At 65.5% G+C, this 11,397-nt stretch carries 10 protein-coding genes; 3 read left to right on the top strand and 7 right to left on the bottom strand.

The genetic code is table 11. The features are described 5' to 3' along the window. Together ACFE7D_RS12340 and mazG are read left to right on the top strand one after the other, a co-directional pair. The coding region (locus ACFE7D_RS12340) for a TIGR02281 family clan AA aspartic protease (protein WP_375395718.1) at nucleotides 1-312 on the top strand (312 nt) is incomplete at its 5' end. Between the two features lie 57 nt (nucleotides 313-369). Next, on the top strand, nucleotides 370-1,110 hold the full coding sequence (mazG, locus tag ACFE7D_RS12335; RefSeq protein WP_375395717.1) for a nucleoside triphosphate pyrophosphohydrolase: 741 nt from the start codon (nucleotides 370-372) through the stop codon (nucleotides 1,108-1,110). On the opposite strand, the gene hflX is transcribed toward mazG, so the two are convergent. From hflX to dusB, 7 genes are all read right to left on the bottom strand, one after another. Beyond that, nucleotides 1,091-2,383 (bottom strand): GTPase HflX, encoded by a 1,293-nt coding sequence (gene hflX, locus ACFE7D_RS12330; RefSeq protein WP_375395716.1) that lies wholly within the window; start codon nucleotides 2,381-2,383, stop codon nucleotides 1,091-1,093. The genes mazG and hflX overlap by 20 nt on opposite strands. A gap of 11 nt (nucleotides 2,384-2,394) precedes the next feature. Further along, a complete protein-coding gene (gene hfq / locus ACFE7D_RS12325) occupies nucleotides 2,395-2,955 on the bottom strand; it encodes an RNA chaperone Hfq (protein WP_375395715.1) in 561 nt (186 codons plus the stop codon). 59 nt (nucleotides 2,956-3,014) lie between these two features. Further along, nucleotides 3,015-4,385 carry a sigma-54-dependent transcriptional regulator gene (locus tag ACFE7D_RS12320; RefSeq protein WP_375395714.1) on the bottom strand — a complete coding sequence of 457 codons (1,371 nt, stop codon included), beginning with the start codon at nucleotides 4,383-4,385 and terminating at the stop codon, nucleotides 3,015-3,017. 5 nt (nucleotides 4,386-4,390) lie between these two features. Then, nucleotides 4,391-6,640, bottom strand: coding sequence for an ATP-binding protein (locus tag ACFE7D_RS12315; RefSeq protein ID WP_375395713.1), 2,250 nt, complete (start codon nucleotides 6,638-6,640; stop codon nucleotides 4,391-4,393). 86 nt (nucleotides 6,641-6,726) lie between these two features. Then, a complete protein-coding gene (ntrC, locus tag ACFE7D_RS12310; protein WP_375395712.1) occupies nucleotides 6,727-8,136 on the bottom strand; it encodes a nitrogen regulation protein NR(I) in 1,410 nt (469 codons plus the stop codon). Then, nucleotides 8,133-9,197 (bottom strand): nitrogen regulation protein NR(II), encoded by a 1,065-nt coding sequence (locus ACFE7D_RS12305; RefSeq protein WP_375395711.1) that lies wholly within the window; start codon nucleotides 9,195-9,197, stop codon nucleotides 8,133-8,135. Before ACFE7D_RS12305 ends, ntrC begins: the two co-directional genes overlap by 4 nt. Beyond that, a complete protein-coding gene (dusB, locus tag ACFE7D_RS12300; protein WP_375395710.1) occupies nucleotides 9,184-10,182 on the bottom strand; it encodes a tRNA dihydrouridine synthase DusB in 999 nt (332 codons plus the stop codon). Before dusB ends, ACFE7D_RS12305 begins: the two co-directional genes overlap by 14 nt. An 82-nt stretch (nucleotides 10,183-10,264) precedes the next feature. On the opposite strand from dusB, the gene ACFE7D_RS12295 reads away from it, so the two are divergent. Next, nucleotides 10,265-11,397, top strand: a 1,133-nt coding sequence (locus ACFE7D_RS12295) for a bifunctional 2-C-methyl-D-erythritol 4-phosphate cytidylyltransferase/2-C-methyl-D-erythritol 2,4-cyclodiphosphate synthase (RefSeq protein WP_375395709.1), incomplete at its 3' end; no start/stop codon positions are given.

Below are 11,397 nucleotides of genomic sequence, written 5' to 3'. Positions count from 1 at the left end.
GTCAAAACCACGATGCTGGTCGATAGTGGCGCTACGACGACGGCATTGTCCGAAGCCACTGCAAAAGCCGCCGGCATCACGCTCGACGAGCGGCCGTTTCCCGTTGTGCTAGCTACCGCAAACGACCCGATCACAGCGCGCGCGGCGACTGCGCGCGTGGTCACCGTCGGCTCGATCCGGGTCGCCGATCTGCCGGTGGTCGTATCGCCGGCGTTCGGCGATACCGATGCGATCGGAATGAATTTCCTGTCGCGTCTGGCATCTTGGCGCGTGGATGGGCGCACCCTTATCCTCGAACCCAAAACGAAGTAAGATTTACATAATGTATATTATCGTTCCGATCGATCGTGTTTTGATGGGAGTTCCCTCATGACGATCGAACGTCTGGTTGCAATAATGAAACGATTGCGCGACCCGGTTTCCGGTTGCGAATGGGATCGTATGCAGACCTGGTCGACGATCGCACCCTACACGATCGAAGAAGCCTATGAGGTGGCCGACGCCATCGAGCGTGGCGATATCGCCGATTTGAAGGACGAGCTCGGCGATCTGCTGCTTCAGGTCGTTTTCCACGCGCGGATTGCCGAGGAAGCCGGCGCGTTCGCATTGCCCGATGTGGTCGCTGCGATCAGTGACAAGATGGAACGCCGACATCCGCACATCTTTGGCGGCGCGTCGGCCAGTCCCGGATGGGAGGCGATCAAGGCCGGCGAGCGTGCCGGCAAGACGGACCCCAGTGCACTGGCCGGGGTCGCACGAGGATTACCCGCTTTGCTCCGTGCGGAGAAACTGCAGAAGCGTGCCGCGCGGGTCGGGTTCGACTGGCCTGACGCCGACGGTCCGCGCGCAAAGATCGACGAGGAATTGGCGGAGGTCAAAGAGGCCGCCAAAGCGGATCATGTTGCCGAGGAAATCGGCGATCTGTTGTTCGCCGTCGTCAACTGGGCACGACACCAGGGCGTCGATCCGGAAGCGGCATTGCGGCGCGCGAACGGCAAGTTCGAAGGCCGGTTCCGCGCGATGGAGGCCGAAGCTGGCAACGGCTTCGAAGGGCTTGGCCTGAATGCCAAGGAGGCGTTGTGGCAGACGATCAAGCGTCGCGGCGGCTGAACCGGTCGTAATCGGCGTCCGACAAGCGTACCGAATAGGTCGTCGTCATGCCCTCATCGGCACTGCCCAACACCTCGCCATGCGCATGGAGCCAAGCCGCCCCCGCCCCGTCGGCGGCCTCCAGCGTAACGTCGTAGCGGTGATGCGTGGCCGTGAGCATCGTCGACAGATGCGCTATCAGACCATCGATCCCGTCGCCGTCGAGCGCCGAGACGAGGATGACATCCCCTTCCCGTTCGGCCCGCGCGAGCGCGGCATCGCGTTCGTCGTGCGCGAGCAGGTCGATCTTGTTCCAGATTTCAATCCGCGGCGTCTGATCGTCTACGCCGATCTCGATCAGCACGGCCTCGACATCGTTCGCCTGCGCCTCGGTATCAGGATGTGCGATGTCCCGGATGTGGAGCAGCAGGTCTGCCGACACGACCTCCTCCAAGGTCGCCTTGAACGCCGCGACCAGCTGCGTAGGCAAGTCTGATACGAACCCGACGGTATCGGACAGGATCGCCTTTTCGATGCCGGGCAAGGCGATCTGGCGAAGGGTCGGATCCAGCGTGGCGAACAGCAGATCTTCCGCCATGACGTCGGCACCCGTCAAGCGATTGAACAACGTCGATTTTCCGGCATTCGTGTAACCGACCAACGCGATCACCGGCCACGGTGCACGCTGCCGACGATCACGGTGGAGACCGCGGGTACGGCTGACGTGATCGAGTTCGCGGCGGAGTTTCGCCATGCGGTCGCGGATCAAGCGGCGATCCGCCTCGATCTGCGTCTCGCCCGGGCCGCCGAGAAAGCCGAACCCGCCGCGCTGACGTTCCAGATGGGTCCAGCTTCGCACCAGCCGCCCCGCCTGATAATCGAGGTGCGCGAGTTCGACCTGCAGTCGCCCCTCGGCCGTGGCAGCGCGTTCGCCGAAAATCTCGAGGATCAGCCCGGTCCGATCGATCACCTTCGCCTTCAGCGTGGTCTCGAGATTGCGCTGCTGGACCGGGCTGAGCGGCGCATCGAAGATCACGAGGTCGGCTTGGTCCTGCTGCACAGAGGTGGCGAGCTGATCCGCCTGCCCGCTGCCGATCAGCGTCGCAGGACGCGGCACGCGAACCTTCAGTGCGATACGGTCCGCGACGACGATGCCGATGGCAGCGGCGAGGCCGGCGGTCTCCGCCAGGCGCGCCTCTGCATCCCGTTCGCTGCCGCCCTGGTCGGGCAGGACGACGATCGCACGTGCGCCGCGGGCGAACTCGTCGCGGTCACGGTCGAACCCGGTGCTCACCGTATCGCCTTTCAATCCTCGTCCGTATCCGCCGATTCTTCGGCCAGGTTGAGTGCCTCGGTCGGCTGGACCGTAGAAACCGCGTGTTTGTAGACGAGCTGAGTCATGCCTTCACGCTGAAGCAGCATGCAAAACAGATCGAACCCCGCGATGTGCCCCTGGAGCATGACGCCGTTGACGAGGAACATGACGACGTTCGCATCGGATTTGCGTACCGCGCTAAGGAAAATTTCCTGCAATAATGGATGTTTCTTCGCCGACTCTGCCGCCCCTTCGACGATGGCGGTCACATCCATGTGACCAGCCGGCATGATCGTGGAAATCGCGTGCTTGTAGATCAATTGCGACTGGCCGTCGCGGCGCAGCAGGACAGAGAAATTGTCGAACCATGTGACGATACCCTGCAGCTTCACGCCCTTGACGAGGAACATTGTGACAGGAGTCTTCGTCCGTCGAAGCGCGTTGAGGAACAGGTCCTGAAGCGACCCGGATTTGTCGGCCATAGCGTCGATCTTTCTTCTTGGCGGGACATTCGCCCGCGACTGCGCCGTTTCCCGACGTCGGAACGCCACCCGGCGGGGCGGCGGTGACGATATCTATGAAGCCCGGTGGCCGGCGTCCAGTGGTACGCTCAATCGTCCCGGCTTTCCGTGAGGCCAAGCAGCTTCAGCTTTCGGTGGAGCGCCGATCGCTCCATCCCGATGAAACTGGCGGTCCGCGAGATATTGCCGGAGAAGCGGCGGATCTGGACCTTCAGATATTCACGTTCGAATGTCTCGCGCGCCTCGCGCAGCGGCGTGCCCATGATCGCCCCCGCCCCGGCCCCGTCGGACTGTCCGCCCAGCACCTCGGCCGGCAGCAGGTCGAGATCGATCCGGCCGATCCGGTCGCCCGGCGCGAGAATGATCGTCCGTTCGACCACGTTGCGAAGCTGACGGACATTGCCCGGCCAGTCATAGCTCTGCATCGCGACCATCGCATCGGCAGCGATGTCGGGGGTCGGCACGCGGCGTTCCGCGGCATAGTGCGCGACGAAATGTTCGACGAGCGCCGGGATGTCCTCGCGGCGAGCGGCGAGCGGCGGGATCATGACCGGCACGACGTTTAGCCGGTAATACAGGTCCTCGCGGAACCGACCCTCGGCGATCTCGTCGACCAGGTTGCGCGCGGTGGCGGATACGACGCGGACATCGACCTTTACGATCCGAGTGCCGCCGATCCGCGTAAAGCTCTGGTCGGTTAGGACACGCAGAATTCGTCCCTGCGTCGCAATCGGCATGTCGGCGATCTCGTCGAGAAACAAGGTGCCGCCATGCGCCTGTTCGAGCAGGCCCGGCCGCACGAGATCGCCCGTTTCCTCGACCCCGAACAACTCCTTCTCGACCCGCTCGGGCGCCATCCGCGCCGCGCTGACGATGATGAAGGGTGCCTCCAGCCGCTGGCTCCAGCCATGGAGCAGCCGCGCGGCGACCTCCTTGCCGACACCCGCCGCACCCATCAGCAGCACCCGGCTGCCTGTCGCCGCCACCCGCTTCAACGTGGCGCGGACGCCGTTGATCGATGTCGAACTGCCGGTCAGATCATTCTCGTAACCGATGCTGGCGCGCAGCGTCGCGACTTCGCGACGCAGCCGCTCGGTCTCGGTCGCGCGGGCCACCATCAGCAGCAGTCGTTCGGCCTCGAACGGCTTTTCGATGAAGTCCGAAGCGCCTTTGCGGATCGCGGCGACCGCGGTGTCGATATTGCCATGGCCGGAAATGACCAGCACCGGAATCGAAGAATCGCGCCGCTTGATCTCGTCGAGCAGTTCCAGTCCATCGAGCCGCGAGCCCTGCAACCAGACGTCTAGCAGGACGAGCGACGGCCGCCGCGTCGCGATCGCCTCCAGCGCAGCATCGCTGTCGGCGGCCGACCGGGTATCATAACCTTCGTCTTCCAGCACGCCGGCAACGAGTTCGCGGATGTCGAGTTCGTCGTCGACGACGAGGATATCGATCGGCATTGTGATCAGGTCCGATTGTTTTGGTGCATGGCAGTCTGCCCATTCCAGGCGATGGCGACATCGCCGTCGCTGTCGCCATGGCCGGGTTTGGGAAGAAGACGGGTGTCGAACCGCATCGTCACAACGGTTCCGCCGCCGGGACGATCCGCGAAGACGATCGTACCCATATGTTCCTCGACGATCTTCTTGACGATCGCGAGGCCAAGGCCGGTGCCGCGGGCGCGCGTCGTCATATAGGGTTCGACGATGCGGTCGCGGTCCGCGGGCAGGCCGATGCCGTTGTCCGCCACCGTGATCGTCGCGCTGCGCCCCGGTTCCTCGGCAACCGTCATCGTCACCGAACCGCCGCCCTCGCCCCTCGTCTCGATCGCCTCGACCGCGTTCTTGACGATGTTGGTCAGCGCCTGGCCGATCTGACGACGATCGCACACCATCATCGGCCCGGGATCGTCATGGACCAACGTGAACCGCACGGCGGGATGCGCGACCTCGTGAAGGAACATCGCCTGGCTTGCCGCCTCGACCAGCGACTCGTTGCCGAACGCTGGCCTGGGCATACGCGCGAAGGATGAGAATTCGTCGACCATGCGCCGCAGATCGCCAACCTGACGCACGATCGTCTCGGTCAGCCGCGCGAAGGTCGTGTCGTCCGCCTCGACCTTGCCGCCATAACGCCGCTGGAGCCGTTCGGCGGCCAGCTGGATCGGGGTCAGCGGATTTTTGATCTCGTGCGCGATCCGGCGCGCGACATCCGACCAGGCGGCGCGGCGCTGGTCCAGCAATTGCTGCGTGATGTCGTCGAACGTCAGGATCGGCCCGGCGTCGGTTCGCGCGATTCGTACCGCGAGCGTCCGCGCATCGCCGACGGGACCAACTTCGGCAGTCGCCTCGCGCGCACCGTCGGCGATCAGCGTGGACAGCTCGGGTGCGACGTCATCCAGCCGGCGACCGACCAGCCCCTCGCTATTTGCGCCGAGCAATACGACCGCGGAGCGATTGGCGATGCGGATCGTCCCATCCGCCGCCGCGGCCAGCACCCCCGCCGACACGCCGCTCATCACCGCCTCGATCAGCGCACGGCGGTTCTCCAGCTGGTCGTTCGCGGTCACCAGCGCGCCGTTCTGCTGTTCCAGCCGGATCGTCATCTGGTTGAACGCGGCCGCCAGCGTGCCGACCTCGTCGCGGGTGCGCGGATACGGTACGCGCGCCGACAAGTCGCCGCCCTCCACACGCCGCGCCGCGGCGACGAGTTCGCCGACCGGGCGCACGAGCCGGTCGGCGACGGCCAGCGCCACCCACACAGCAAAGGCGACGATCAGCAGCGACAGCAGGAGCAGCGCGGCGTTGAACTGCAACTGGAGCGAGCGGGCACGGACGAGCAGCGCATGGTAATTGGCGAGCGCGGATTCGGCGCGGGCGGTCTGCACCTGCATCTCGCGTGGGTCGGTCAAGCGCGCGGTGTACAGGAACAGGTCCGTGGTGCCCGGCACCATCGTGACGGTCTGGATGCGATCCTTGGTGACGTTGACGACGCTACGCTGTTTTCGAGCACGAAGCTTCGCTAGCATCTCCGGGTTGAATTGGCGAAGGACATCGATCCCATAAGGATTTACGTTGGTCACTACGCGTGCGCGATCGTCGGAAGTCACTTGTACTAGCGCACCTTCATTCAGACTGCGGAAATAAATTTGCCTGCCCAGATAATTGTAGAGCGCTAGACTGGTCGGTCGGCCGGCGGACATTTCCTGTCCCACATCTGATGCCATCGTGAAGGTGTCTTCTTCCCACCGCGCCAATATCTGATTGTACGACATCCGCGTCAGCACGGTTGCATTCTCGAACACGCCGCGGGCGCGGTCGGAATACCAGAATTGCACGCCGTATTGGAACAGCAGCGACGCTGCGATCGTGACCAGCAGCATCGGCACCGCGGCCACCGCGGAGAACAGCAGGACCAGACGGACATGCAACTGCCCCTCCCCGCCGATCGGCGACCGGGCGGCGCGGGCCCGAGCGATCCGCAGCGCGCCCAGCACGATGAGCGCGATGATGAGGACGAGGTTGGCGACGAGCAACAGCGCGATCAGCCAGGGCTTCAGCAATTGCTGCGGCGTTGGATCCCGCGAGATCACGACATAGCTCAATATCGCCACGCCAATGGCGACGAGCAGAACCAGCAACTCGGCTAGAGGTGTGACCAGCACCCGCCTCGCGGGCGGGGCCGTCCTCGGTTCGGTCGTCGCGACGGCGAGCATCGCAACAGCCGTACCATGCCCGCCTGTTGCATGGAAACCACATAATCGCGCATCGCTGCCACCTGACCGTTCCGATGTCCCGTTCGTCAGGCTATCCCGAGCAGATCGAGCCGCTTCTTTAGGGTGTTGCGATTGATCCCGAGCGCGCGCGCGGTGCGCAACTGGTTGCCGCCGTGACGTGCCAGCATGATCTCGATCATCGGCCTTTCCACTTCCGCGATCACCCGGTCGTACAAACTGCCTTCGTCGAGCGCGCCGGGTCGATCACGGTCGATCCGCTCGATCAGGCCGCGCACCGCCTTCGCCAGATCGGTATAGCCGCCGTCATCGCCCACGGCCCCCGCACCGTCGCCGGCGACGAAGCGCAATGCTTGCGCATCGATGACCTCGTCGCGCGCGAGCACGGCGAGTCGACGCATCAGGTTTTCCAGTTCCCGGACGTTACCCGGCCAATCCTGCGCCTCCAGCACCGCGACCGAATCGCGACCCAGTTGACGACGCGGCAGGCCCTGTGCGGCGGCAGCGTCGAGGAAATGCCGCGCGAGCAACGGCACGTCCTGACGACGATCGCGTAACGGCGGCAGCGCGATCGGCACCACGTTCAGCCGGTAGAACAGATCCTCGCGAAACTGTCCGCCGGCGACATGCGCGGTCAGGTCGCGGTTGGTCGCCGCGACGATTCGGACATCGGCTCGGATCGTGCGTGCGCCGCCCACGCTGTTGAATTCGCCGGATTGCAGCACGCGGAGCAATCGCGTCTGCGCCTCCATCGGCATGTCGCCGATCTCATCGAGGAACAGCGTGCCGCCCTTGGCCTGTTCGAACCGGCCGGCGCTGCGCTGCGCGGCACCGGTAAAGGCACCGCGTTCGTGTCCGAACAGTTCCGCTTCGATCAGTTCGCGCGGGATCGCGGCCATGTTGATCGCGACGAACGGCGCGGCGCGGCGCGGGCCGAGATCGTGGATCGCGCGCGCGACCAGCTCCTTGCCGGTCCCCGATTCACCCGACACCAGCACGGTCAGGTCGTTCGACACCACTCGTGCAATCGTGCGGTAAACATCCTGCATCGCCGCCGACCGACCGATGAGCGGCAGGGCGGCGTCCTCGATCCCCGTCGGGTCGTCCGCGGTCGCCCCGCCCCGCGCCACCGCGCCGCGCACCGCCTGAGTCAACGAATCGAGGTCGAACGGCTTGGGCAGATATTCATACGCCCCGGCCCCGGTCGCCCGCACCGCGGTGGTCAGCGTGTTGCGCGCGGACAGGACGATGACCGGCAGCGACGGATGACGCCGGTTCACGCCTGCGAGGTGATCGATTCCGTCTCCATCGGGAAGGACCACGTCGGTCACCAACACGTCCGGAACCGCAAGCGCCAATGCGCGGTCGAGTTGCGCCAGGTTCGCTGTCACGGTCACCTCATGCCCAGCCCGTCGCAGTGCCTGCGCGACGACGGTGCGGATCGCCGAGTCGTCGTCACAGACCAGTACCGCGCTCACGACGCCGCCCTGGGCAGCAACAGGCGAAACACCGTCACCGACCGTTCGCCGTCGCGCGCATATTCGACGATCCCGCCCATATCGCGCGCCAGCTTGTCGACGAGGGCAAGGCCGAGCCCCTGCCCCTCCGGACGACCGGACACGAACGGATCGAACAGCGCGTCGACGATTTCGGGGGGCGCGCCGGGACCGTTGTCGATGACGCATATCTCGATCGGTAACGGCACCCGAGGCTTGTCGGGTGCGAGGTTGATCGCCATGCCGTGGCGATAGGCGGTGCTGATCGCAATCAGGGGATCACGGACGCCGCGAACCGCCTCGCGCGCGTTCTTCAACAGGTTGATGACGATCTGGAGCAGCGCGTCGCGGTTGATCCGGGCGGGCGGAAGCGACGGGTCGAACCGCTCCTCGATGGGAACCCCGCGCGCAAAGCCGGCCAACGCCACTGCCCGCGCATGGCCGAGCAGCGGATAGATGTTCTCGCCGGTCAGCGGTAACGGTCGGGTGTCGCTGAAATCCTCCATCCGGTCGATCAGCGCAGCGATCCGGTCGACCTCTGTTGTGATCAGATTGGTCAGTTCGCCCGCGCCCAGCAGCTGCGCCGCGCCGCGGATGCCCGACAACGGATTCTTGATCTCATGCGCCAGCATCGCGGCGGCCCCGACCGCGGCCCGCCCCGCCGCCGCACGGTCCGACGTGCCGCCCAGCGTCCGCATCCGGCTCGTCGTGCGAAGCGTGATCGCCCGCCAGCCAGGCGATGCAGGCACCTGCGTCTCGATGAAATCGACCCGCATCCGGACGCCGCGCGATGTCTCCATCTCGATGTCTAGCATCGCGATATCGTTGCCGTGCGGGCTGCGTGAAAGGCCCGGCGGCGGTAGAATCGCATCGATCGGCTGTCCGATCATCAGCCGTTCCGACAGGTTCAGCATATGTTCGGCGGCGGTGTTCGCATGGGTGATCCGATCCTCGGGATCGAGAACGAGCGTGGCAACCGGCAGCGCGGCGAACAGCTCCGCGAAACCGGGCCGACCATGGCGCGGCGGCTCAGGCGGCGGCAAGCTGCCGCCACGGTGCGTAGAATTCGGCCAGCATCGCCTTTACGACCCGTGCTTCGGGCTGCTGGTTGACGCTGTTGCGGAACTCCGCCGATCCCGGCAGCCCGCGTGTATACCAGCCGATATGCTTGCGCGCCATATTGACCCCCGTGACGGGGCCGTAATGCGCCAACATTGCCTCGTAATGTCCGGCGATCGCGTGATATTGTTCGTCGATCGTCGGATCGGGGATCCGTCGGCCGGTCTGCAGATACGCCATGACCTGGCCGAGCAGCCATGGCCGGCCATAGGCTCCGCGACCGATCATGACGCCGTCCGCGCCCGATTGGTCGAGCGCGGCCTCGACATCCTCGAGCGAGCAGATATCGCCATTCACGATCACGGGGATCGACACCGCCTGCTTGACTCGCGCGACGAAGCCCCAATCGGCGACGCCCTTGTACATCTGGTTGCGCGTGCGGCCGTGGACGGTGACCAGCTTCACGCCCAGATCCTCGGCAATCCGCGCGAGTTCGGGGGCGTTCAGACTGTCGTGGCACCAGCCCATCCGAATCTTCAACGTGACGGGTGCGGAGACGGCCGCAGTGATCCCCTTGATGATCGCCCCAGCCAGCCGAGTGTCGCGCATCAGCGCTGAACCGGCATCGCCGCTCGTCACCTTGCGGACCGGGCAGCCCATGTTGATGTCGATGATCGCGGCCCCCCGGTCCTCCGCCAGCCTTGCCGCCTCCCCCATCTCGTAAGGGGTGCAGCCGACCAGCTGCATCGACACCGGTTCCTCCGACAGATGCCACGCCGCCTTCTGCAAGGATTGCCGGGTTTCGCGGATCGCGGCCTGGCTCGCGATCATCTCGGTGACGTTCAATCCCGAACCGTAGCGGCGGACGAGGGTACGGAACGGCATATCGGTGACGCCGGTCATCGGTGCCAGAACGACCGGGCAGTCGATCCGGACGGGGCCGATCTGGAGGGGCGCAAGCGGTCGCATATGTCTGCCTAAAAAACAGGCAGTGCCTAACCGATCCGCCATGGGCTGGCAAGGCGACGCCGCTTGCGCTAGCGGCCGCCGCATGAGCAACCCACCTCACATTGTGGCGCTGATCGTCGCTGCCGGATCCGGTTCGCGCGCCGGCGGCGATCGTCCAAAGCAGTTCGCGCCCTTGGCGGGTCGAGCGATGCTGCTGCACGCCTATGAAGCGTTCGTCTACCATCCGGCGATCGCCGATGTCGTGGTCGTCGTGGCGGAGGCGGACCGCGAGCACGCGGTGGCGCTGCTGGGCGAAGGTGCGAAGATCGTCGGTGGCGGCGTGACACGGCGGGAGTCGGTCGAACGCGGCCTCACCGCGACTGCCGCGACCGGGGCGACACAGATATTGGTTCACGACGCCGCGCGCCCGATCATACCCTCCGTGGTAATCGACCGCGTCATCGCGGCGCTGACGACGCATGACGGCGCGGTCCCGGTGCTGCCGACGGCCGACACGATGGCCCATGGCAACGTGCTGCTCGGCGATATCGTCCCCCGCGCCGGAATCGTTCGCGTGCAGACCCCGCAAGGTTTTCGTATTGATCGCCTCGCCGCCGCGCATGCAGCCTGGCCCGGGACTGAAGAAGCGACCGACGATGCACAGATGGTGCGGCGGCTTGGCGGCACTGTCGCGTTGGTGCAGGGCGATGCCATGCTCGATAAAGTGACCTATCCCGAAGATTTCGCCGCAGCGGAAGCCCGGTTGCCGCGCGAGACGCGTATGGCGACCGGTTTCGATGTCCACCGGCTGGAGGCCGGCGAGGAATTGTGGCTTGGCGGGGTGCTGATCCCGCACGACAAGGGCCTGTCCGGGCATAGCGACGCGGATGTCGCGCTTCATGCGCTGACCGACGCGCTGTTGGGCACTATCGCGGCGGGCGACATCGGTACGCATTTCCCGCCGAGCGATCCGCAATGGAAAGGCGCGGACTCCGCGCGGTTTCTGCGGCACGCCGCCGCGCTGATTGTCGATAAAGGCGGTCGGATCGACTTTGTGGACCTGACGATCATGTGCGAAGCGCCAAAGATCGGCCCGCACCGCGCCGCCATGGTGGCGCGCATCGCCGACCTGCTCGCATTGTCACCCGACCGGGTCAGCGTGAAGGCGACGACGACCGAGCGGCTCGGCTTTACCGGGCGCGGCGAAGGGATCGCGACGCAGGCCGCGGCGACGGT

The organism is uncultured Sphingomonas sp., from assembly GCF_964244235.1.
GTDB lineage: Bacteria > Pseudomonadota > Alphaproteobacteria > Sphingomonadales > Sphingomonadaceae > Sphingomonas.
This window is presented reverse-complemented; position numbering and strand designations above follow the sequence as displayed.